Raw genomic sequence first — 23,872 nt, forward strand, 5'->3', positions numbered from 1 at the left:
AACTACGTACCTAAAAAATAATCCCGCAAAGGTATGTTGTTGCGCTTCAGCGCTCTTTATCTTATGTATGAAAGAGCGCTGAAGCGCAACTACGTACCTGACTGCGAACCTTTGTTCCTACTTTCCTACCGTGAAATACTCATTTTTAGCGTACACGCTAATTATGCAGTCGCCGACTTCAAAAAACATCCCCTCTTGCTCATCTTTAGAGAATTGCAAGTTGCCGTATTTAGCATTAATTTCCTCAGCAGTCGCCGCCTTCGCTTCCATTTCATCGGGAATAAGTCCGGTTGAACCGATGTAGAAAACTAGCGGCGAAACTTTCTCAGCATACACTTTTTCGGCGTAGGTTTCCAGTTGCTCGTTTGCACGGGTTAAAGCAGCGACAAATTCGTCTCGCTTGACATCTTCTTCCTGCCATTTTGCTTGCAGAAGCCGCAGCAAGCTGTCTGCACCAACTTTGGCTAAGGTAGCGCTAACAATTCCGTTATTCTCCAATCCCAAAAAGTCATCGAAAATTTGTTTCATTAAGTCGTCAACTTTGGTGATTTTGGTGCGGGATGAAACTGTTTTGTGTGCGAAGACGACAGGCTCATCTAAGGTGATGTGAAATGTCGGTTTTGCCAGCTTTTCGCCTGTGTTTTTGTGGTAAACTTCGTACAGGCGATCGAGAAATTTGTTGGCTGAGTGCAGTTTGGCGAAGTTGAGGATGTTTTTGCTGCCGATGTCGATTTTGTAGCTGACTCGCGAATCTACTGTACCATTCGCGATCGCACTTTTCAACTCTGTGTACTCCGTCGTCGTTGGAAAGTTGAGATAAAGGCTTTTCGACAGATAGTGCTGTTTCAACTCTTCCAACTGTTGAGCCGTATAACTCTCGGATGCTTCCTTCAAATGAGCCGAGAGAATGCTGGAGAGAATTTTAATGTTTGCGAGTTCCTCAAACACTCCGTCAAGGCTGCCGTAACGTCCGTCAAACGGCACTACCGGCAAACTGTCTAAGTTAATATCGTACTCCGAATGGAAGTCAAAATCTCCCGCAGGCGAGCCGTCTTGTTGGAGGACACCGCATTTTTTGAGCAAATCAAACACTGCTTTGCTGCTGATTTTGGTTCGCAGCGACTTGATATTAACTTCGCCGTCGCTGACAATGGTATAGTTGTTGAAAGTATTCAGGTCTGTCACCAGAATTCCTGCCACTTCTGCGATCGCACTTCCATCCTCAACTTTTACCAGTTTAACTTTCCTGGTAATCAGCATATTGATGGTAGCGGTATTTTGATTGATCGCAAATGAACCCATCCGCACGTATTCGCCGCCATCTAAGAATTCTGTTTTCAGCCAAGGCTTGACAAGGTTGCCGTTTTCATCTCGCTTTCCTTCAACTCGCTTCAAACCTTTGCGCTGATAGTTTTCTTGCAAGTGTTTCAAGTTGATGATGATGCTGTTGCTGTTTTCCTCCAATATCTCGATCAACTCCAGCAGGGAAATTTTATCGCTGACTTTTACCCGATCGCCAATTTCATGATTTTGCAACACATCAGGCGCAAACACAGCCCGTTCCAAATCCTCCGTAAACTCGGCTAGTTGAGCATTTGTCAAAGCTTTCGCGTGTTTTTCCGTCAAAGTAGCATCGAAGGTACTCGCCAGCGCATACTTCGCCGTATTCAAATTGCCGTCAGCGAGGTTAGCTTTCGCAAAAGCAAACACCGACTCATCAGTTTGAGCAACCGGAACTTCTAATTTGTCATACTCATCTTTGGTGACTTGCTGATACTTGTAAAACAGTCCCGCATCGTCTGCTTTCAGCCCGCAGATTTTCAGCGTACTCGATGAACCGCTGATTTTTTTGCCAGTTTTGGAAACAAAAACTTGATAATCGTATTCCTTGATTAACGGTTCTTCCAGCGGTGGCGCCACCGAATCACCTAACAGTTTTGTGCTGTCGTACAGAGCATCATAAACCATTTTAACTTCGCCAGCGCGGATGCAATTTCCCGATAAAGTGTTGGCGATTTTTGAGAGCAGTTTGAAGTCAGCAGAAGCATAGGATATCGTGTTGGCAAACACATCCATGTCCTTAAGTTCGTTGCAGATTTCCGCTAGTTTTGCCGCTTCGGCATTAGGACTCGGGTCATTTGCATAACCGTCTGTGTGCAAGTTAATTGCTGTCACTTCTCCTGCTTTTACGAGAGATTTAGCAAGCTGCATCGACTGCGATATGCAGGTACAGCCAGCGGTTTGGATATTTTTAATTTGTTTGATGTATTGAGAATCAATCTTCGTCACTTCTTGAATGGGAATTCGCTGGAAGTGACAAATTACGTCTCCATTGTCAGCGTAGGAAATGAGGCTGACAATTAGTTGGTAATTGTTATATTCGTCTAAAGTCAAAAGCTTGACTAGGGTTTCTTTCAGCGGTTTTAAGTCAGAATACATCGAGCCGGAGCGATCGATAATGATGATGCTGTGGGCGACGGATTTTTCGGGGATATCGCCTGGTGTTCTTTCGAGATTGAGGCGATCGACTAAATAGAATGCCTTTTCATTTCCGGCAAAATTGTAGAGGGTAAATTTGGTGCGATTATTCGAGGCTGCTTGGCTGCTGGAACTTTTGACCTGAGATGATTGTTTTGCTTGCCGTGCCATACTTTTCACTCGTGTTGATTTATTCCTCAACACTATCTTGACACGCCCTTTTGTCGGTGTCAAGGCCTGTTGAGGAAAATTATCTGCTAGGCTAAATAAGCATTAATGCTTAGCAACAGTTGCCAAAAGTAGTGTGCATCAAGGCCACAGAAACCGGGTTTTTTACCGAATCTGCGGGTAAAAACGAAATATTTTCGTAAAAACCCGGTTTCTGACCACCCGCGCCAGTCCTAAAATATTTAATCAATAATGCTTAATTTAGCAAATCCGCTGCTCAAACTCTATCTAAATCTAATCGGATGGGTAGCGTTTGGATTCATTCTCGGCCGCCTGCTACCGAGAAGTTATTCTACTTATTTAGCCAAGTTTCTGTTCTTTTTTGGCACACCGCTGAGCATTGTTGCTTTTATCCGGCGCGCCAATTTGTCTGGTCCTATTTTGATTGCACCGCTGATAGCTTGCGGGGCAATTCTAGCGGGTGGCGGACTTGCTTGGATTGCGATAAATTTCGGCTGGGGCGAGGAACGTCTCAAGACTATTAATCCAGGCAAAAATACCTCGGAAGCCAAAACTGCTTGGAGTTTGCCGACTCAAGGCAGTTTTTTATTAGCGGCGATGTTTGGTAATACGGGTTTTTTAGGCATTCCGATCACCTTGTCTTTGTTGGGCCCGGAACACTTTGCTTGGGGGTTGTTTTACGACTTGCTGGGCACTGGTACGGCAATCAATTTACTCGGAATTGCGATCGCCTCTGGCTGCGGTAACAGCCATCTACACCAGCATTGGTTAAGTCCCCTGCGGGCAATTTTGCAGAATCCGGCACTGTGGGCTCTGGGTATGGGATTTGTCTCGCGCAATTGGCCACTGCCGGCACCAATCGAAGATTTGTTAACAACAGGTGCTTGGGCTGTAATTAGTTTATCTTTGATTACGATCGGGATGCAGTTGAGCAAGTTGAATTCTTTGCACAATCTCAAACAAGTTTTGAGTTGTCTGTCAATTAAAATGCTGTTAATTCCCTTGGTATTTGGCGCGGGTTTAACGTTTGTTGGCATTACGGGCGCGCCGCGGCTTTCGCTGGTGCTGCAAATGGCAATGCCTCCGGCTTTTGGTACTACTTTGCTGGCTGAAGTTTTTAATCTCGATCGCGAATTGACCGTAACTGCGATCGGCATTGGCTGCGTTACGTTATTATTCACTATTCCAATCTGGATGCTGCTATTTAGTTTTTCATGAAAATAGAATCTGATTAGTTTAAGCAGCGCGTTGTTTTAGTGATATGAATCACAACAATTGAGCGATCTATGTCATGTTCATTTTACTTAACAATCATGGAAGTTGGAACTCTATTCCCTTCTGTTAAGCTACAAATAGCCTACGGATGAGGCAGATAATCAAAGTATGACAACTGAAAATTTTACATTCACAGGTTATGAAATTGTCGATCGCATTTACTCAGGCACTCGCACCCTAGTTTATCGAGGTTTCCGTACTAGCGACAAACAGCCAGTCGCCATCAAAGTCTTGTGCAGCAAGTATCCCAGCTTTAGCGAACTCGTGCAATTTCGCAATCAGTATACGATCGCCAAAAACCTCAATTTACCCGGAATCATCGAAACCTACAGCTTAAAAGCTTACCAAAACAGCTATGCGCTGGTAATGGAAGACTTCGGGGGAATCTCTCTGAAGGAATGGAGGGAACAAGCGGAAACTGCGCCGAATTTGAGGGATTTTCTGCAAATGGCGATCGACATCAGCAGTACATTAGATATACTCTGCCGCCACCGCATCATTCACAAAGACATTAAACCCGCCAATATTTTAATTAATCCAGAAACAAAACAACTCAAACTAATTGACTTTAGCATCGCATCTTTGCTGCCCAGGGAAACTCAAACCCTGATGAATCCTAACGTGCTGGAAGGGACACTCGGCTATTTGTCTCCCGAACAAACTGGAAGGATGAATCGCGGCATTGACTATCGCACTGATTTTTACTCTTTGGGCGTGACTTTTTACGAATTGCTGGCGGGAGAATTGCCGTTTCAATCCCACGATGTGATGGAATTGGTGCACTGTCATATTGCCAAGCAACCGCCATCGCTGCATGAAATTAAGCCGGAAATCCCGCAGGTACTCTCGGAGATTGTCAGCAAATTGATGGCCAAAAATGCTGAAAACCGCTATCAGAGCGCCTTAGGACTAAAATTTGATTTAGAATTGTGCTTGAGTCAACTAGAAGAAAGTGGTCAAATTGGAAGTTTTGCCATAGCCCAGAGGGATTTGTGCGATCGCTTTATCATACCAGAGAAGCTCTACGGGAGAGAAACCGAAGTAAAAACCCTACTCGAAGCCTTTGATCGGGTTGCATCCCCCCGAACCTCGGGGGGACAGAGGGGGGTCGAAATGATGTTAGTAGCTGGTTTTTCCGGGATTGGGAAAACAGTTGTAGTTAACGAAGTCCACAAACCAATTGTGCGGCAGCGGGGTTATTTCATCAAAGGGAAATTCGACCAATTTAACCGCAATATTCCATTTTCAGCATTTGTCCAAGCCTTGCGAGATTTAATGGGACAATTGCTATCAGAATCAGACGCTCAATTGCAAACGTGGACAGCTAAAATTCTCTCAGAAGTTGGAGACAACGGACAAGTTTTAATTGAGGTAATTCCCGAACTGGAACTGATTATTGGTGAGCAACCCGCAGCAACAGAACTATCAGGCAGTGCAGCACAAAATCGATTTAACTTATTATTCCAAAAATTTATTGGAGTTTTTACCACCGCAGAGCATCCGCTGGTGGTGTTTTTGGATGATTTGCAGTGGTCAGATTCGGCTTCACTTCAGTTGATCAAACTATTGATGAGTGACAATAGCTATTTACTGATGTTGGGAGCCTATCGAGACAATGAAGTTTCACCCATCCACCCATTTATATTGACCGTAGAAGAAATCAGAAAAGCGAACGCGATCGTTAACACAATTACTCTGGCACCGTTGGCGTTTAATGACACCAATCATCTGGTTGCCGATACATTGAATTGTTCGAGGGAACTGGCTCAACCGCTGACGGAGTTAATCGATCGCAAAACGAAAGGTAATCCCTTTTTTGCGACACAGTTTCTTAAAGCTCTGTATGAAGAGGGCTGCATCATGTTCGATCGCGATCACCGTTATTGGGAATGTGATATTGCCCAAGTGAATGCGCTGGCGCTTACTGATGATGTTGTTGAGTTTATGGCAGTGCAATTGCAGAAATTGCCCTTGGAGACACAACAGGTACTCAAATTAGCGGCTTGTGTGGGTAATCAGTTTGATTTGGGGACGTTGGCGATCGTCTCTGAGCAGTCTCAAACCGATGCCGCAACTGCATTGTGGAAAGCATTGCAAGAGGGCTTAATTCTACCGACGAGCCAAGTCTATAAGTTCTTTCAAGGTACAGAACAGTCAGCTTATCCGGAGTCTGTCAATCCAACGTATCGATTTTTGCACGATCGCATCCAACAAGCCGCCTATTCTCTGATTCCCGATGACCAAAAACAACAGACACACTGGAAAATTGGTCACTTACTGTTAAAGAATCTGTCTCCGCAGGAACAAGTTGAACAGATTTTTGAGATCGTTAATCAACTGAATTTAGGGAGAACGACGATCTCCAATCCAGTCCAGAAATACCAACTGGCTAAGTTAAATCTGCAAGCTGGACAAAAGGCAAAAGTTTCAGCCGCCTATCAAGCGGCTCAGAATTATTGTGAAATTGGCATTGATTTATTAGCCGCTGAGTCTTGGCAGGTAGACTATGAATTAGCCTACGCCCTACATCGAGATGCCTCAGAAGCCGCTTATCTCTGTGGTAATTTCGACCAAGCAGAAACACTCTATGCGGTCACCCTGACCCAAGCCCAAACACCCCTAGACAAAGCGGTGATTTATCGGGTGCAGATGACTCAATACCAACTTCAGGGTCGCAATAAAGAAGCGATCGCCATTCAACGCCAAAGCCTCCAACTGCTGGGCTGGGGAATGCCCATAGAACCAGAAAGCATCCAAGCCAGCCTCGATGAACAAATTGCTGCGGTCAATCAATTCTTAGAACAGCAAGCAATTGAATCGATTCTTGGTTTGCCAAAGATGACGAATGACACCATTGCAGAAATGTTGAGGATATTACAAATTCTGTTCTATGCAGCATGGCTGGATGGTCAATCTACGTTGGCGCTACTTGCACTAGCTAAGATGACAACTTTGTCGTTACAGCACGGCAACAGCGATATGTCTCCCTTTGGCTATGTGGGTTACGGTCTAATCGCTAATGCCTTACTCAAAGATGCTGCCCAAGCTTATCAATTTGGTAATGTAGTGATACGACTTTGTGAACAATTTGATAATACTGATGTGCGGGGGATGACCAATTTCCTGTTTGCTGCCGATGTGCATAGTTGGAGTCGTCCCCTGCAAGCAGCCGATACCTACTATGACAATGCTTTTAAGTGTGGGATGGATGCTGGGAACTGGCTGACCGTAGGCTTCACGATCATCCAAAGTGGCTCCGATCGGTTGACCTATGGCAAAAACTTGAATGACCTGTATGCGATCGCCCAAACCCATACAGAGTTTCTTCGTCAGATTAAAAGTTTAGAGAATCTCGATGCCCTCACCGTTGGTGTGCTGCAACCCATTCGTCATCTTCTGGGGTTAACAACCACCCCCTTGAGCTTTGATGATGAAGGGTTCAGTGAAGCAGAGTATTTGCAAAAATATCACGACGCGCCCTATCATTTGGCATGGTTTTATTCGGTCAAAATTCGTCATGCTTTCCTGTTCAATCAACAAGCTACCTATCCAAAATTAATTCCTCAACTCCACATCATTGAGGAAACTGTTCCCAGCCATGCCAAAGTGCCGTCCAGTGTCTTTTATGTCATACTCATGCACTTGGCACTGATTGAGATTGCTGACGATGCTGCTGAGCGTCAGTCCCATTGGCAAGCCATCTTACCTCTGGAAGAACGGTTAACCCGTTGGCAGCAAGATTGTCCAGAAAATATTGAGCATAAGTGCCTTTTGATCCAAGCAGAAAAAGCCCGGCTCAACGGGCAAAAATCAGAAGCAATCGATTTGTATGACCAATCTATTGCCCAAGCTCAGACTCACGAGTATGGCTATGAAGCAGCCCTCGCCAACGAACTTGCTGCCAAGTTTTATCTAGACTGGGGTAAAGAAAAAATTGCCCAGGATTATTTGGCAAATGCCTACTACGGTTATGCACGCTGGGGTGCAAAAGCCAAAATTGATGACTTAGAACAACGCTATCCCGAACTTCTTGCTCCCATATTTCAGACCAAACAAAACCGTTCTGCAATCAGCGAAATTCGGCTACAAACCATCAATCAATCCTCAGTTTTACATCAAACCTTCCAAACAACTCAATCTAGCAGCAGTAGTATTTCCGAAGCCCTAGATTTAGACACTATTTTTAAAGCCTCCCAAGCTCTATCGAGTGAAATTGAATTAGAAAAATTGCAGGCGGCACTAATGTCTGTGTTGCTCGAAAATGCCGGGGCTACAAAAGCAGTTCTGCTGTTGGTTAAGCAGGGGAATCTCGCAGTCGAAGCTGTCGCCTCTATCAAGGAAAATGTCATCTCAATGTCTGTGCCGCTGTCAGCTAGTGCAGAGGTTCCTGCTGCTGCGGTTAACTACGTCAAGCGCACTTTGAAAACTGTTGTTTTGGATAATGCAGCAGCACAAAACGATTTTATGGCAGAGCCGTATTTGATGGAGCAAAAACCCAAAAGTCTTCTTTGCGGGCCGATTTTGCATCAAGGTAAATTAATTGGGTTGCTGTATCTAGAAAATAACTTGACTATTGGGGCATTTACTGGCGATCGCACTCAAGTCATCCAAATGTTGTGCGCCCAAGCAGCGATTTCGCTCGAAAATGCCCGCTTGTACCAACAATCTCAAGCTTATGCCCAAAAATTAGAACGATCGCTCTTTGACTTGCAACAAGCCCAGTTACAGCTCGTACAGAGCGAAAAAATGTCCGCCTTGGGCAATCTCGTCGCCGGAGTCGCCCACGAAATCAACAATCCTGTCGGCTTTATTAACGGCAATATTGACGAAGCAACGACTACCATCAAAGATGTGATTAACCACTTGAGATTATATCAAGAAAAGCTGCCAAATCCCGGCAAAGAAATCGAACAAGATGCTGAGGATATTGATTTGGAGTATGCCTTATCAGATTTGCCCAAGATGCTGTCATCAATGAAAGTAGGGTGCGATCGCATTCGCGGCATCAGCACCAGCCTCCGCACCTTCTCCAGGGCTGACAAAGACTACAAAGTTCCCTTTAATATTCATGATGGCATTGACAGTACGCTCTTAATTCTCAAACACCGGCTGAAAGCTAACGAACACCGTCCGGCGATCGAAGTTGTCACCGATTACGGAAATCTGCCTCAAATCGAATGTTTTCCCGGTCAACTGAACCAAGTTTTTATGAATTTGCTCAGCAATGCGATCGATGCCCTAGATGAATCAAATTATGGACGAAGTTTTGCGGCAATTGAAAACAATCCAAATCGGATTACTATTCGCACAATGGTAGAAGGTGAATCTGTGAAAATTGCGATCGCCGATAACGGCAAGGGAATGTCGTCCGAGGTAAAAGAGCGGATTTTCGACCATTTATTTACCACAAAAGCTGTGGGGCAAGGCACGGGATTGGGATTGGCGATCGCCCGTCAAATTATTGTCGAAAAACATGGCGGTAATATCACAGTTAATTCTACTCCAGGACAAAGTACAGAATTTATCATTACCCTTCCCATTTATGCGGGATAATATTTTTGACAAGTTGATGCCTAGAATGTTAAACATCAAGTAAATTACAGCATTTTTCAGGTATGTTCGGGACATACCAGAGGTAGGGACACGGCAATGCCGTGTCCCTACAGGCTATTGAATGTACTTCAGAAACCAGCAATCTACTGCAGATCGCGGATCGAAATGCGTCCTGAAATGTCAAGTCAAAAACCCAGTTTTCCATCGCGTCTGCGTAATTCCCGATCGTTTACAATACCAGCAACCGCAAGTTAAAATATCGATCGAGTTGGGATCTATATAAATTGTTCGGGCGAGGCGATCGAAGATATCGAAGTCGCCGGGGAACTTCAGGATGCAAATGCGACGGCTTTTAGCCGAGAAGTTATCCGCCTTGCTGAAGCTTGCGAACTCAAACAACTGCGGCTCTTCATTACTTGTTATGCTAAAAGTGTCCGTGAAGTTGGCTGAAACCCTTTCTGGTCAATAAGTCTATTCGTTATGGCTATCATTTGAGGTGCTGACTTTCGCGACCATCCACTAGAATCGTTGATTTTACAGGCAATTTATGATGTTTAATTAATAAATTAGCATAAAAGGTAATGAAGAGCCACAACTGCGAACATTTATCCAAAACTACCTCGCTTAATAGAAGCCGAAACCCATGCCATGCCAAACCCAACCGTTTATCTCGATCGTGGATGACAACGCTACTAACTTGTCTGTGTTTTCTGGTGCTTTGAAAACTGCTGGCTATCAAGAACGAAATACCAAATTTTAGAGTATCCTTTAAAAAAATCAAATTAGTAATCCTAGCAACTTGTAAGCGATCGTGACACTCAAAAAGTTAAATTACATTTTTTCTCAAACTTCCAGGCAAGTTTCCCTGCGAACAGTCTTAATTGTGCCTTTTGTACTGCAAATATTTGCTGCTGTAGGATTGGTTAGCTATCTGTCCTTGCGTAACGGGCAGAAAGCTGTTAATGATGTAGCGGCTCAACTGCGAAGCGAAGTTAGCGATCGAGTCAAAATGTATCTGGACAATTATCTAGAGAAACCTTTTCTGATTAACAGGCTGAATGCAGATGCGATTGCTCGCAGGGAATTGAGTTTCGATTTGAAGAAACAGAATCCAAAAGCCGATCGATTACTTTGGCAACAAATGCAGTTTTTTGATTATGTAAGCTGGATTTCTTTGTGTTCGGCGCAAGGAGATTTATTTGGAATTGAGCGGAGGGCTAAAGATAATTCACTGCAATTTTATATGAGTAACAGTAATACAGGCTTTTACCCTTATTTTTCCAAAATAGATGCTCGGGGAAATCGCACGGAAAATCTAGAAAAAAGTACCACAAAATTTAATCCTTATATCCGACCTTGGTTCATTAATGACGAACGGAAAAGAAAGCAGGCTTGGAGTGAAATTTATCCTGAATTTATTAGCCTCCAACCGCAGATAACTGCTATATCGCCTGTTTATAATGATAGCAGAAAAATTCAATATTTTATTGGTACTACTTTTTCGTTAAAAGCTATTAGTCAATTTCTAAATAATCTCAAAATCGGTCGGTCAGGGCAGGTTTTTATTATCGAAAAATCTGGATTTTTAGTAGCAAGTTCAACCAAACAGCAGCTATTTACATTAGAAAATCAAAAGGATGCAAAACCCCAACGCCTTAAAGCATTAGACAGTAAGGATAAGTTAATTAGCGCAACTGCTCAAAGTTTAACCAAAAAATTTGACAATTTGAGTAATATAAAACAGGAACAACAACTAGAATTCACCATCTCTGGTCAGCTACAATTTATTCAAGTTATGCCCTTCCAAGATAATTTTGGACTTGATTGGTTAGTAATTGTAGTAGTTCCAGAAGCAGATTTCATGGAGCAAATTAACTCCAATACTCAGACAACTATACTGTTGTGCATGGCAGCATTAATAGTAGCAACTGGGGTCTGTTTTGTCACTGCTCGATGGGTGACACAACCAATTCGCCGCCTCAATCAAGCATCTAAAGCTATTGCCCGAGGAGATTTAAGTCAGGCTGTAGATTTAGATCGCGCTGATGAATTAGGAGAATTAGCTATCTCATTCAATCAGATGGCAGGACAACTCAAAACCTCTTTCAATGAACTCGAACACCGAGTAGAAGAAAGAACAGCAGAATTAGTAATAGCTAAAGAAAAAGCCGACGTAGCCAATCAGGCAAAAAGCACATTTATTGCCAACATGAGCCACGAATTGCGCTCTCCCCTCAACGCCATTCTAGGCTTTTCTCAAATCATGACTCGCTCTCAAACTCTGCCTCCCGAACATCAAGAAAGTGTCGGCATCATCTCTCGCAGTGGCGAACACCTGCTCACCCTAATTAACAACGTCCTCGATCTGTCTAAAATCGAAGCAGGCAAAACCACTCTCAACCAAAAAAACTTCGACTTGCATCGGCTACTTGAGGACATACACGATATGTTTGAAATGAAGGCAGAAGAGAAAGGTTTGCAGTTACTCATGGAATCAGCACCCCATCTACCTCGCTACGTCCGTACCGATGACGTGAAATTGCGTCAAGTGCTGATTAACATCATTAACAACGCCATCAAATTTACTCAAGAAGGAGGTATTTCCGTCAGAGTAACCGTTAAAGAAACTGCCGACAAAACCCACACCATACATTTTGAAATCGAAGATTCAGGAGCCGGGATTGGGCCTGAAGAAATTGGGAATTTGTTTGAAGCTTTCACGCAAACAGAAACCGGAAAACAAGCTCAAGAAGGTACGGGTTTGGGCTTGCCTATCAGCAGCCAATTCGTGCGTCTCATGGGGGGAGATATTACAGTAAAAAGTGTAGTAGAACAAGGCACGAATTTCCTGTTTGATATTCAACTTACTGAGGTAGAAGCCAGCGATATTGTCGCCCAGCAACCGACTCGGCGCATCATAGCTCTAGAGCCAAATCAACCGCGATATCGGATTCTGATTGTGGACGACAAACCGACAAACCGTCAGTTATTAATTAAACTGCTATCTCCCTTGGGATTTGAACTTCAGGAAGCCTGTAACGGACAAGAAGCAGTGGCTATTTGGCAGGAGTGGGAGCCACATTTAATTTGGATGGATATGCGGATGCCTGTGATCGATGGTTACACGGCGACTAAAACAATTAAATCTTACACTAAAGGTCAAGCAACGGCAATTATTGCTTTAACTGCTAGCGTATTAGAAGAAGAGAGAGCCGTGGTACTAGCGGCGGGTTGCGATGATTTCTTGAGAAAACCGTTTCGAGAGCAAGAAATATTTATTGCCATGAATAAGCAGATAGGAGTGAAATATGTTTATGAAGATTTAAGTCATGAAAATGAGAAAATAAAAACTCCCAAAGTAATTTTAAATGTAGAGACGCTGGCAGAAATTCCCAGGGATATATTAGCTCAACTACAAGAGGCAGTGATGTTTTCAGATGAGGAGTTGATGGCTGAGTTGGTGCAACAAATAGCTAATCGCGATCGGTTTTTAGCTGAGGAACTCGGGAAGAGTTTGCATAACTTTGAATATGAGAAGATTTTGAACTTAATTGCGGCTGCTATATCCTAAAAGGAGTAAAATATGAACGAGAGTAAAGGTCAAATTTTTATTATTGATGATACACCCGCCAATTTACATCTGCTTGTCAATCTTCTCAAGGAAAAGGGCTACCTGACGCGAGCATTTCCCAGCGGCAAGTTAGCTTTAGCAGTTATTGAACAATCATCTCCTAGTTTGATTTTGCTGGATATTCAAATGCCACAAATGGATGGCTACGAAGTTTGTCAACATCTCAAAGCTAACGAATCAACTGCCGATATTCCGGTGATTTTCATCAGTGCTTTGGATGAAATGATGGATAAGGTGAAAGCTTTTAGTGTAGGTGGAGTGGACTACATCACGAAACCATTTCAAGCAGAGGAAGTTTTAGCTCGGATTTCTACTCATTTAGAACTCAGTCGCTTACAAAAACTATTGAAACAGGAAAATTCTCTACAAGCTCAACAACTAGCCGAACAGAATCGCCAACTCCAGTCGATGAATCAGGCATTAGAGCAAGCTAATCAAGAATTGAAACAACAATACGATCGACTTCACTCTGCTCAATTACAATTGGTACAAAGCGAAAAAATGTCAGCTTTGGGTAACTTGGTGGCTGGGGTTGCCCACGAAATTAACAATCCGGTTGGCTTTATTAGCGGCAACATTCAACACGCTTTAGACTACATCAAAGATTTGTTTGGCTTGCTCGATTTAGTCAAGCAAGAATCTGGTAGTTTCAGCGAGGCAATTCAAGAAGAAATAGCAGCGATCGATCTTGAATACATCCGCGAAGATTTACCGAAGTTAATTGATTCAATGCGAGAAGGAGCGCACCGGATTAAAGACATTAGCACGAGCTTGCGGACATTTTCTCGTGCCGATAGCGAGCTCCCCATTCCTTTCAACCTTCATGAAGGTATTGATAGCACTATTTTAATTTTAAAACATCGCCTCAAAGCGTCGGAAAATCGCCCGGAAATAGCAGTTGTTAAAAAATACGGTAAAATTCCTATGGTAGAATGCTATGCCGGACAGTTAAACCAGGTATTTATGAATATTTTGGCAAATGCGATCGAGGCTCTGGATGAATCAAATTTCGGACGCAGTTATGCCGATATTCAACTGGCTCCCAATCGAATTGTCATTACTACCTCTTTAGAAGATAAGAGCGTCAAAATTACGATCGCCGATAACGGCAAGGGAATGTCGTCCGAGGTAAAAAATCGCATCTTCGACCACCTGTTTACCACTAAGGGAGTGGGTAAAGGGACGGGGTTGGGATTGGCGATCGCCCGTCAAATCGTGGTCGAGACCCACGGCGGTACAATTGAGGTGAATTCCTATCTGGGAAAGGGGACTGAATTTGCGATCGTGTTACCTGTTAGCCAAGAAAGTCATTAGTCATTGGTCATTGGTCAGAAGTGCGATCGTCCCCCCCGAGCGAACATTCGTCATTCTTGACGATCGCGATTTTAAGCTCTTCTGCTTTGCGATTGGACTTTAAGTGCGAACGATCGAACCTATTTGCCACCACTCCAGACACTGGCAAAATTTCCGGCACTCCTGCGCCAGATTGCCAAAATCTCAACTATGCTAACGTAGGCGAGCAGCAATCCCTTGTCACGAAGGCGATTGACATACTTTAAACAATTTATTTTATTGAGGAGCGGTGTATCCCCTATGGCAAACCTGATCGGCATGGACAGCAACGACTTTATTCTAGGTACTCCGCAGGGCGATCGAATTCGCGGCTTAGATGGCGATGACACACTGCTGGGCGCGAATGGAGATGATACCGTAGAGGGCGACGCAGGCAACGATCAGCTTCTCGGAGGCGATGGAGCAGATTCGCTGCTTGGGGGTGAAGGAAATGACGAGCTCATTGGCAACCAAGGCCGCGATTTTCTTTCCGGTGGCAATGGGGACGACTCGGTTCGCGGCGGTTTGGGTAACGATACTCTCGATGGCAACGACGGGTTAGACAGCTTGTTGGGAGATGCAGGGGACGACTTGGTTCGTGGTAACGGAGGCAATGATGTGATTGCCGGGGGTACTGGCAACGATACCCTCAGAGGGAATGACGGCGACGATTCCGTGTTCGGAAATAGTGATGATGACTATCTCTACGGGGATTTTGGGAACGATTCTCTCAACGGCGGTAGCGGGCGAGATCAACTGTTTGGCCTTGATGGCAACGACTATTTGGCCGGCAGTGACGGTGACGATACTTTGTATGGCAATGCTGGCAGAGATTCGCTCTTGGGAGAATCCGGCAACGACCAACTATTCGGCGGCAAGGCTGACGATACACTTTCTGGTGGCAGCGGTTTGGATACCATTCGCGGCGATCAAGGTGACGACTGCCTCATGGGAGATGAAGGTAATGATTTCCTATTTGGTGGCAAAGGTAATGATGTTCTCGACGGCGGTTTTGGCGATGATTCTTTGGCCGGAGGTCTGGGCGACGATACAATTTTGGGTAGTTTTGGCAATGACAATTTATTTGGGGCAGAGGGTAATGATTCTCTGGTTGGAGGTGAGGGTTCCGATACTCTAACTGGCGGTAGCGGCAGTGATATTTTTGGATTGGGAGCCGGCCCGGGAAGTTTGGTTTTAATTACTGATTACAATGAGGCTGAGGATTTCTTTGGGCTGCCGAGCAGTTTATCTTTCAGTCAATTGCAAGTTCGCCAAGGTAATGGTGCCAATCTCAGAGATACGGTAATTACGATCGACGGGAAGCTGTTAGCAATTTTGGTCAACACTCCGTCGGCGCTGATCGATGCCACTGATTTTATCAGTGTGAGTGGGACGTTTTCCCCCAGGCCGACGACTACGACGACTACGACTACGACTACTACGACTACTACGGGAACGGAAACGACTCCAACGCCGACGATTACGACTCCAACTCCGACGATTACGACTCCAACTCCGACGATTACGACTCCAACTCCGACGACTACGACTCCAACTCCGACGACTACGACTCCAACTCCGACGACTACGACTCCAACGCCGACGACTACGACTCCAACTCCGACGACTACGACTCCAACTCCGACGACTACGACTCCAACTCCGACGACTACGACTCCAACTCCGACGACTACGACTTTAAGTCGATCGCCCCGACGCCTACTCCAGGACTTTTGCCGATGCCCGGCCAGATGCCGGTATTTCCTGCGATGCTGCCGAGTCCGATAGCCGTACCTCCTACACCTTTCGGGTTCTAGGTGCAACAGCGCCCTTCTGTGATGAGTTTTGAGTTAATGTCAACGTCACAAACTCAAAACTCATCACTATTTAAGGTCTTCCTCAGTCCCGGCCGAGTCATTTTCAGACTTGGCCGGATCATCTTCTAGTGGAGATAATTGTTGGGCGTACCCCAAGATCGATCGAAGTTTCATACGCTGGATGTAAGGCCAGCCGCCATTGGCTTCAATATTCCTGAGCAGTTTGTAAACTGCTTGGCGGTTGTCGGGAAAAGATGCTTGGAACAAACCGTCCCGAATTTCCTGGTGCGAAGCTTCCAGGGCCCGCAGCAGGGTCAAAAGCAGCACACTGTCTCCCTGACAACTTTCGGCTAAAGTCCGAATCGCCTCTGTCAGCGATTGCAGTTGAGACTGCAACTTTTCTGACTCTAAATTTTTGCCGTTGTCCATACCGCTGCTTCCTTTGAAATCTACAAGGCGTTTGTCCCCAGCCTTTTGGTGAGCCGACTAATCGAGCTAGTGGCGATCGCCATTCGGGGCCAATAAGCAACGTAACTTAAGTGGGTTGACGATCGCAAGATTTATTTCCAATCCAAGTCAGGAAAAGAGCACAACCCGTCGTACCATGTGTATTGGGCTGCGATCCGAACATGATTGAGAAATCATAAGTTCTTGCTTATTTTCACCGCACTAGCTCGATTTTTTGAGTGAAAGCCAGTGTCGGTGAAGCAAGCGATCTGGATCTAAATGCTGCTATGGCGCTGGCCTAGCCTGCCGGCGGGCAATTATATTTTGCTCGAACTAGGGCTTTTTCTTAATATAATCCGATGTTGGATATTGAGGTTGGAAATGAAATATCGTGCTTTAATTGTTGCACTTTTAGCATTTTGCATGAGTGCGCTGGTTGCTTGTTCTTCTGCTCCTACTGATACGACGGTGGCGACTACCGAGTTGCTCACCTACGACGAGATTAGAGGTACAGGATTGGCCAATAACTGCCCTAGCTTGGCAGAAACTTCTCGGGGATCGATCCCCATTGAAGCGGGTGGCACCTATAAACTGGCTGGTATGTGTTTGCAGCCCACAACTTACTTTGTGAAGGAAGAAGCAGCCAACAAACGCCAAGAGGCAGAATTTGTGCCTGGTAAATTGTTGACACGGTTCACGTCGAGCATTGACCAAGTTCAAGGTACGCTCAAGGTTGGTAATGACGGTACTCTGACTTTTACAGAAGAGGACGGCTTGGACTTTCAAGCAATTACAGTTCAGTTACCGGGTGGAGAGCAAGTACCTTTCTTGTTCACCATTAAAGAGTTAGTGGCTACTTCCGATCCGGGAGTCGTTGCGCTCAATACTTCTACCGATTTTCAAGGGGAATTTAACGTTCCTTCTTACCGCAGCGCAGGCTTTTTAGATCCTAAAGGTCGCGGTGTATCGACGGGCTACGACAATGCTGTCGCGTTGCCGGCTACTGACAATTCCAAGCTGAAACGCTCTAATGTTAAGTTAGCTGACACCCGTACCAAGGCTGGCAAAATTTCTCTCCAAATTGCTAAGGTCAACAGCGCTACTGGCGAAATTGGGGGGATTTTTGAAAGCGTGCAGCCTTCTGATACTGATTTGGGAGCTAGACCTGCTCTGGACGTGAAAATTCGTGGTTTGTTTTACGCTCGGATTGAGCCTTCTGTTTCGTAAAATTGTCTTTCTGGATCGATCCTCTGCGAGGGCTTCGCCAACGAACTTGAGCAGTTTTTTGTCCTAAAGCTACTGCTCGCCTTTCATTAGTCAACAGTCTTTAGAAAGATAACTGAAGACTGTTGACTAATGACTAAATCTATGCTTAAAGTGTTATTGAGTTGCCAGTTATTAAATTAGGATTTTTGATTAATTGAAGTATTGCGTTTAAACAAATTTGCCACTACAATATGGTGTGAAAAATAAACATCATTCAATTGACAGTTGACAGTTGACAGTTGACAGTTGACAGTTGACAGTTTAAGAGCGACCTCTACCTAGAAGTAAGAGGATTGGAGTAATGAATAGTCTGATTTTAATTTCTCCCGATTAGGCGGGCGGGCTTTCAACCAATTCTTTCTGGTAAAATACGGATTTTGCTGAACACTTCTGGGATGACCCCGACCAAAAACGGAAGCCCTGACGATCGCTTAAAGTCGATCGCCAAATTTTAGACCCAAATAGAAGCTCCTAAATTAATCTGTGGAGTAAATTTAAAATCTAAAATTTAAAATTGACTAATTCCCTCAAATCCATGCACAGTCCCAAATTTTGACTGGTGTGTCTGCTGTCACAGATATATAAGTGCTAGGATTACACCACAGCAAGATTAATTTTTTTAGACTAGATTAAAAACTAGGTCTAAAGCAACATCAGTCCCCTGCTCTACCAACCTTTATGCAACCATGTCTACCACAATCCCCAACGAGCTAAAAAGCGAAAATTTGCAATTGTTGCGCGAGTACCAACATTCTGGCTCGAATGAAGTCCGCAATCAGTTAGTTCAACTGAATATTGGACTGGTGCGAAAAGAAGTTTACCACTGGATCAATCAGTGCGGTGAAAGCTACGATGATTTGCAGCAAGTTGGGTGTATTGGGTTGATTAGGGCGATCGAGCGATTTGATATCTCGAAGGGACACGCTTTTAGTTCCTTTGCAATTCCCTACATTCGCGGCGAAATTCAACACTACTTGCGGGACAAAAGCCCTTCTGTGCGAGTTCCCCGCCACTGGTTGGCCCTGGAACGCAAGTCTGTCGCAGCGATCAAGGATTTGCAGGTACAGTTCAACCGCAAACCTACGGATGCTGAAGTAGCAGCAGTGCTTGAGGTTTCTGTGGCAGAATGGCAAGAAATTAAGTTAGCGCATCTCAACCGATCGCCTTTAAGTTTAGACGCGCCAGTGCAAGATGAAGATGAGGGCGCGACTTGTCTGGGAGAATTGGTGCCCGATAGCAAGTATCGGAGTTTTCAGTTGGCGCAAGAGGATCAAATTCGCGTACAGCAAGCTTTGGCGATGTTGGAACAACGGACTCGGGAGATATTGGAGTTTGTTTTTCTGTACGATTTGACGCAGAAGGAAACGGCCGAACGCTTGGGTATCAGCGCGGTGACTGTTTCTCGGCGAGTCAAGAAGGGACTGGATTTGCTAAAGGAAATTATGACCAAACAGCTTTAGACAGTTGACAGTTGACAGTTGACAGTTGACAGTTGAGAGGAAAGCAGTTACTACTAATGACTACTGACTAATGATAAGGTTCGCGAGCGGGGACGCTCGCACTAATGACTGCTGACAACCGCCAACAGCCAACTGACTACTGCCAACTAACAAATGACAACTGACTAATTTTTAGATGCTTCGGACAAATTTATCGAGCCTTTCTACAGCTTTTTTAATTGTGCCTAAATCGGTGGCATAAGACAAGCGAATGTGGTCGTCTGCACCAAACGCAATCCCTGGAATAACTGCTACTTGATGCTGTTCTAAGAAAGCATCACAAAATTGCAGAGAAGTCATTCCAGTTTTGCTGATATTGACAAACATATAGAAAGCGCCGTCTGGTTTGATGCAGCTAATTCCAGGGATCGCCTCAAGCAATTCAAATATTACTTCACGCCGATCGGCAAAAGCTAACCGCATTTTTTCCACAGACTCTTGGCTGCTTTCCAAAGCTGCGATCGCGCCGTACTGTGCAAAAGTACACACGTTTGAGGTACTGTGTCCTTGAATGGTGCTGGTGGCTTTAATTAATTCGATCGGCCCGGCCAAATAGCCAATCCGCCAGCCTGTCATTGAGTAACCTTTTGCAAAACCGCTGCTAATGATGGTGCGATCGAAGATTTCTTTGCCCAGGGAACCGATGCTGACGTGTTTGGCGCCGTCATATATAATTTTTTCGTAAATCTCGTCAGAAACGACTAAAATATCTCGATCGACTATCACCTGGGCCAGCGCTTTAATTTCCGCTGGAGTGTACACCATTCCCGTCGGGTTAGAAGGCGTATTCAGCACGAATAACTTGGTTTTGGGAGTAATCGCTGCACTCAGTTGTTCCGGTGTAATTTTATATCCTGTAGAAGCATCTGTCCGTACAATTACGGGCTTACCGCTGGCGAGTTTGACCATTTCTGGATAGCTGAGCCAGTAGGGAGCCGGAATAATTACTTCATCTCCAGGCTCGATCAGAGCCATCATCAGATTGTAGAGGGAGTGCTTGCCGCCGTTGGTGACAATGATATTTTCCGGTTGATAGTGGAGATTGTTGTCGTTGCGGAGTTTGCGGGCGATCGCAGCTTTCAACTGCGCTTCCCCAGCCACCGGGCCGTACTTAGTCTTCCCCGCATCCAAAGCTTGCTTTGCCGCCGCTTTAATGTGTTCGGGGGTATCAAAGTCGGGTTCTCCGGTGCTCAAACTACATACATCAATCCCTTCGGCCCTCATAGCTTTTGCCTTAGCTGCGATCGCCAAGGTTATGGAAGGAGGAACCTCACCCACTCGTGCTGCCAACTTGATCATTGGATTTTAGATATTATATTTTTGACTTTAGATCATAGGTTGACAAATCTTGATATTCAACCCTGTCGTTAGGAAATTATGACATTTGTTTACATATAGTGAATCTAAAATCTAAAATCTAAAATTTAAAATCGATTGACGTTATGATTGTAGCATTTTTGATGCCTCGTTACCCTCAACGCCGATCTGCAAGCTTATGGATCTCAAATCTCTGATTCGCGACATTCCTGATTTCCCCAAGCCGGGAATTATGTTTCGAGACATTACAACTTTGCTCTGCAACCCGCAAGGACTGAGCTACAGTATTGACAGTTTAGCTGAAAAATGCTCTGAAATGTCTGCTGACTATGTGGTGGGCATGGAATCGCGGGGCTTTATCTTTGGCACGCCTTTGGCTTATAAAATGGGAGTGGGCTTTATTCCTGTCCGCAAACCGGGAAAACTGCCTGGAGAAGTTCTTTTTGCTGAGTACGAGTTGGAGTACGGTGTCGATCGACTGGAAATGCACCGAGATGCGATGAAATCCGGCAGCCGGGTGCTGGTTGTGGACGATTTGATCGCCACTGGCGGAACAGCGGCCGCGACGGCTAATTTGTTGCAGCAAGCGGGCTGCGAGCTTGTCGGTTTTGCTTTTGTGATTGAATTGCTGGCTTTGGGCGGGAGGCAGAAATTGCCGGATGTGCCGATCGTCTCGCTAGTCGAATATTAGTCAGTAGTCAGTTGACAGTTGACAGTTGACAGTTGTCAGTTGTCAGTTGTCAATTGTCAATTGTCCGATCAATTGACCGTAATAAAAGAGGTTTGTAGTGAGGACTTTAGTCCGCATTCTTAAACCCGCAAGCCACGACTTCTGTCATTACTGCAAACATATAGGGATCGTATGAGCTGCGATCGATGCTTCACAAACAATTAATCAATCAAAAATCCCAAATTCTCAATCTAAAATCTAAAATCTAAAATCTAAAATCTAAAATGGTATGACTTCTATTAAATCTAATCGAAACTGGCGAATGTTGAATTCTTTATTTGGCAGCGAGACATTTACTTATGTTGTCAAACGACTGTTGCAGGCACTTTTAACCCTATTCTTAGCATCGGCTCTGTGTTTTGCAATTATTGAGCTCGCACCAGGAAATTACTTAGATACTTTGAGTCAAAATCCGAAGATTTCGCCGGAAACACTCAAGCAACTCGAACAGCAATTCGGCTTAGATAAACCAGCGATTGTGCAGTATGGGCTGTGGCTGAAACAAATTCTGACACAGGGGAATTTTGGCACGAGCTTTGTGTATCAGCGATCCGTAGCGTCGCTGCTGTGGGAAAGAGTACCGGCGACGTTGTTGATGGCGATCGCATCTTTGATTGTAACTTGGGCGATCGCACTGCCTTTGGGAATTGTCGCGGCCGTTAATCAGAATAAAACTGTCGATCGGGTTTTGCAAGTAGTCAGCTACACGGGCCAGGGTTTTCCCAGCTTTATCACAGCTTTGCTGCTGCTATTTTTTGCTCAAAATACTTCGCCCCTTTTCCCAGTCGGAGGAATGACAAGCATCGATCATGCAGACTTACCGTGGTGGGGTCAAATCCTCGATTATTGCTGGCACTTAATTTTGCCAACAGTCGCCCTCAGCGTCACAGGTTTTGCTGGCTTACAAAGATTGATGCGCGGACAATTGTTAGACGTGCTGCGTCAAGATTATATCCGAACTGCACGGGCTAAAGGTTTGCCGGACAATCGAGTAATTTACATTCACGCTCTGCGGAATGCGATTAATCCGTTGGTGACGTTATTAGGTTTTGAGTTTGCTAGTTTGTTGAGCGGTGCGTTTATTGCGGAATTTTTCTTTAATTGGCCTGGTTTGGGTAAGCTGACTTTGGAAGCGGTGAACAATCAAGACTTGTATTTGGTAATGGCGAGTTTGATGATGGGCGCTACGATGTTGATTGTTGGTAATTTGTTTGCGGATTTGTTGCTGAAGGCGATCGATCCGAGGATTAAATTGGAAGATTTGAAGTGATAGAATCATATTTGACTATAAATTTGATTCTCGTTAAATTCTGTTGTGACACAATCATTTTCAAATAATGTTCCTAGCCCTCGCTTTTCCAATCAGTCCCCCGCGACGCTAAATGATGAACTTCGATCGGCAGATGAGTTAGGCATCAGACCCATTAAAGTGGGGGAAGCAGGATTTGACGATATAATTAATGAAGGGACTGTCAAATGGGCAGTGACAACAAACCCAGAACTCCTTGTAATTCCGAAATTTTTAGATGTTAACAATGAAATTTACCATACGGTTATAACTCGCGGTCAGCCTGTTTTGGCTGCGGGAGAAGCCGAGATAGTCGGCAGCAACGGTTTATATATTTTGCTAACAATCAGCAATCACAGCGGGCATTTTAGACCCAATTCAGAGAGCTTAGAAGTAGGAATTACAGCCTTTAGGCAGCAAGGAGTTGATATAAGTAATGCTGATATCGAATATTTGGAGTAGATAAATTATGACTCAATCTCCTACGACAATATCCCTCGATCGCATTCTCGAACAAAATGCCGAATCTGTACTGATTTGGGTGAAAAACATATTTTCAGGTCAAACCACCCAACCACAAGGGTTTAACTGGCTATTATTAGCCGATGTTTCCTCCGCTAAGGCTCGAAAAGGTGAAAATGGTTCTGGTTTGTGCGATCGCAAATGGGCAGAAGTCGCGATCGCAATTTACGATCTTCTAGCCGATGATGCCGATCGCAAAAAACCAGGTAGTGGCGAGTCTTTTACGATTTCCTCAATGATGTTGCGGGCTGCGGCGATCGAAAAACAGGAAGTAATTTCCGATGATTCTGTTCTCGATGTTAACTTAATTTTAGAATGGTTTTGGGATAACATCAAAGAGTCGCAGGAAGATGTCGAAAAAAAGGTTGCTAATTGGAAAACGCTACCTATTGCAGAAATTCGCGAGTTAAGAAAACTTAAAAATCGATTGAAAGTTATTGCAGCACTTTCTGAGAGTGATAAATATGTTTTAGATGAAAAACTCAACACTTGGCTTTTCCTGCGCGATAAATTACCATAAAAGTGCGA

The 23,872-nt window shown here is 44.6% G+C and carries 16 protein-coding genes; 12 read left to right on the forward strand and 4 right to left on the reverse strand.

All coding sequences use genetic code 11. The features are described from left to right. Positions 1-117: 117 nt before the first annotated feature. Positions 118-2,649 (reverse strand): VWA domain-containing protein, encoded by a 2,532-nt coding sequence (locus tag JGK36_RS25910; RefSeq protein ID WP_293193457.1) that lies wholly within the window; start codon positions 2,647-2,649, stop codon positions 118-120. A 249-nt stretch (positions 2,650-2,898) separates the two neighbouring features. On the opposite strand from JGK36_RS25910, the gene JGK36_RS25915 reads away from it, so the two are divergent. Both JGK36_RS25915 and JGK36_RS25920 read left to right on the forward strand, forming a co-directional pair. Continuing rightward, positions 2,899-3,885 (forward strand): AEC family transporter, encoded by a 987-nt coding sequence (locus JGK36_RS25915; protein ID WP_293197240.1) that lies wholly within the window; start codon positions 2,899-2,901, stop codon positions 3,883-3,885. A gap of 165 nt (positions 3,886-4,050) precedes the next feature. Then, positions 4,051-9,495, forward strand: coding sequence for an ATP-binding sensor histidine kinase (locus JGK36_RS25920; RefSeq protein ID WP_293179741.1), 5,445 nt, complete (start codon positions 4,051-4,053; stop codon positions 9,493-9,495). A 180-nt stretch (positions 9,496-9,675) separates the two neighbouring features. Here JGK36_RS25920 and JGK36_RS25925 read toward each other — a convergent pair whose 3' ends face one another. Next, the gene (locus JGK36_RS25925; protein WP_293179744.1) at positions 9,676-9,894 is read right to left on the reverse strand and encodes a hypothetical protein; all 219 of its coding nucleotides are present in this window, start codon (positions 9,892-9,894) and stop codon (positions 9,676-9,678) included. Between the two features lie 412 nt (positions 9,895-10,306). Between JGK36_RS25925 and JGK36_RS25930 the strand changes: the two genes are divergently transcribed. Genes JGK36_RS25930 through JGK36_RS25945 form a run of 4 tightly spaced genes read left to right on the forward strand, consistent with a single transcriptional unit; the run spans position 10,307 to position 16,246 of the window. Beyond that, positions 10,307-13,066, forward strand: a complete 2,760-nt coding sequence (locus JGK36_RS25930) for a hybrid sensor histidine kinase/response regulator (protein ID WP_293197238.1) — start codon at positions 10,307-10,309, stop codon at positions 13,064-13,066. 12 nt (positions 13,067-13,078) lie between these two features. Beyond that, the gene (locus JGK36_RS25935; protein WP_293179750.1) at positions 13,079-14,440 is read left to right on the forward strand and encodes a response regulator; all 1,362 of its coding nucleotides are present in this window, start codon (positions 13,079-13,081) and stop codon (positions 14,438-14,440) included. Between the two features lie 20 nt (positions 14,441-14,460). Continuing rightward, positions 14,461-14,685, forward strand: coding sequence for a hypothetical protein (locus JGK36_RS25940; RefSeq protein ID WP_293179753.1), 225 nt, complete (start codon positions 14,461-14,463; stop codon positions 14,683-14,685). Positions 14,686-14,719: 34 nt separating this feature from the next. After that, positions 14,720-16,246: a calcium-binding protein gene (locus JGK36_RS25945; RefSeq protein ID WP_293201173.1), complete on the forward strand. Its 1,527-nt coding sequence runs from the start codon at positions 14,720-14,722 to the stop codon at positions 16,244-16,246. Positions 16,247-16,341: 95 nt separating this feature from the next. Here JGK36_RS25945 and JGK36_RS25950 read toward each other — a convergent pair whose 3' ends face one another. Next, positions 16,342-16,704: a hypothetical protein gene (locus tag JGK36_RS25950; protein ID WP_293179759.1), complete on the reverse strand. Its 363-nt coding sequence runs from the start codon at positions 16,702-16,704 to the stop codon at positions 16,342-16,344. A gap of 399 nt (positions 16,705-17,103) precedes the next feature. On the opposite strand from JGK36_RS25950, the gene JGK36_RS25955 reads away from it, so the two are divergent. Next, the gene (locus tag JGK36_RS25955; RefSeq protein WP_293179762.1) at positions 17,104-17,949 is read left to right on the forward strand and encodes a photosystem II manganese-stabilizing polypeptide; all 846 of its coding nucleotides are present in this window, start codon (positions 17,104-17,106) and stop codon (positions 17,947-17,949) included. Between the two features lie 725 nt (positions 17,950-18,674). Next, positions 18,675-19,448 (forward strand): RNA polymerase sigma factor SigF, encoded by a 774-nt coding sequence (locus JGK36_RS25960; protein WP_293179764.1) that lies wholly within the window; start codon positions 18,675-18,677, stop codon positions 19,446-19,448. 171 nt (positions 19,449-19,619) lie between these two features. On the opposite strand, the gene JGK36_RS25965 is transcribed toward JGK36_RS25960, so the two are convergent. Then, complete coding sequence (locus JGK36_RS25965) at positions 19,620-20,786, reverse strand: pyridoxal phosphate-dependent aminotransferase (protein WP_293179767.1); 1,167 nt, start codon at positions 20,784-20,786, stop codon at positions 19,620-19,622. Positions 20,787-20,982: 196 nt separating this feature from the next. On the opposite strand from JGK36_RS25965, the gene JGK36_RS25970 reads away from it, so the two are divergent. From JGK36_RS25970 to JGK36_RS25985, 4 genes are all read left to right on the forward strand, one after another. Then, a complete protein-coding gene (locus JGK36_RS25970; RefSeq protein ID WP_293197234.1) occupies positions 20,983-21,495 on the forward strand; it encodes an adenine phosphoribosyltransferase in 513 nt (170 codons plus the stop codon). Between the two features lie 268 nt (positions 21,496-21,763). Then, positions 21,764-22,804 carry an ABC transporter permease gene (locus tag JGK36_RS25975; protein WP_293193045.1) on the forward strand — a complete coding sequence of 347 codons (1,041 nt, stop codon included), beginning with the start codon at positions 21,764-21,766 and terminating at the stop codon, positions 22,802-22,804. A gap of 45 nt (positions 22,805-22,849) precedes the next feature. Then, a complete protein-coding gene (locus tag JGK36_RS25980) occupies positions 22,850-23,284 on the forward strand; it encodes a hypothetical protein (RefSeq protein ID WP_293179773.1) in 435 nt (144 codons plus the stop codon). Positions 23,285-23,291: 7 nt separating this feature from the next. Further along, positions 23,292-23,864: a hypothetical protein gene (locus tag JGK36_RS25985; protein ID WP_293179776.1), complete on the forward strand. Its 573-nt coding sequence runs from the start codon at positions 23,292-23,294 to the stop codon at positions 23,862-23,864. The last annotated feature ends 8 nt before the right edge of the window (positions 23,865-23,872 follow it).

Origin of the sequence: Microcoleus sp. PH2017_35_SFW_U_B, from assembly GCF_020737865.1 — a bacterium.
Classification (GTDB): Bacteria; Cyanobacteriota; Cyanobacteriia; order Cyanobacteriales; family Microcoleaceae; genus Microcoleus.

Coding starts and splice junctions, on each gene's coding strand:
- JGK36_RS25910 (WP_293193457.1), bottom strand. CDS start 2,649: ATGGCACGGCAAGCAAAACAATCATCTCAGGTCAAAAGTTCCAGCAGC.
- JGK36_RS25915 (WP_293197240.1), top strand. CDS start 2,899: ATGCTTAATTTAGCAAATCCGCTGCTCAAACTCTATCTAAATCTAATC.
- JGK36_RS25920 (WP_293179741.1), top strand. CDS start 4,051: ATGACAACTGAAAATTTTACATTCACAGGTTATGAAATTGTCGATCGC.
- JGK36_RS25935 (WP_293179750.1), top strand. CDS start 13,079: ATGAACGAGAGTAAAGGTCAAATTTTTATTATTGATGATACACCCGCC.
- JGK36_RS25945 (WP_293201173.1), top strand. CDS start 14,720: ATGGCAAACCTGATCGGCATGGACAGCAACGACTTTATTCTAGGTACT.
- JGK36_RS25950 (WP_293179759.1), bottom strand. CDS start 16,704: ATGGACAACGGCAAAAATTTAGAGTCAGAAAAGTTGCAGTCTCAACTG.
- JGK36_RS25955 (WP_293179762.1), top strand. CDS start 17,104: ATGAAATATCGTGCTTTAATTGTTGCACTTTTAGCATTTTGCATGAGT.
- JGK36_RS25960 (WP_293179764.1), top strand. CDS start 18,675: ATGTCTACCACAATCCCCAACGAGCTAAAAAGCGAAAATTTGCAATTG.
- JGK36_RS25965 (WP_293179767.1), bottom strand. CDS start 20,786: ATGATCAAGTTGGCAGCACGAGTGGGTGAGGTTCCTCCTTCCATAACC.
- JGK36_RS25970 (WP_293197234.1), top strand. CDS start 20,983: ATGGATCTCAAATCTCTGATTCGCGACATTCCTGATTTCCCCAAGCCG.
- JGK36_RS25975 (WP_293193045.1), top strand. CDS start 21,764: ATGACTTCTATTAAATCTAATCGAAACTGGCGAATGTTGAATTCTTTA.
- JGK36_RS25985 (WP_293179776.1), top strand. CDS start 23,292: ATGACTCAATCTCCTACGACAATATCCCTCGATCGCATTCTCGAACAA.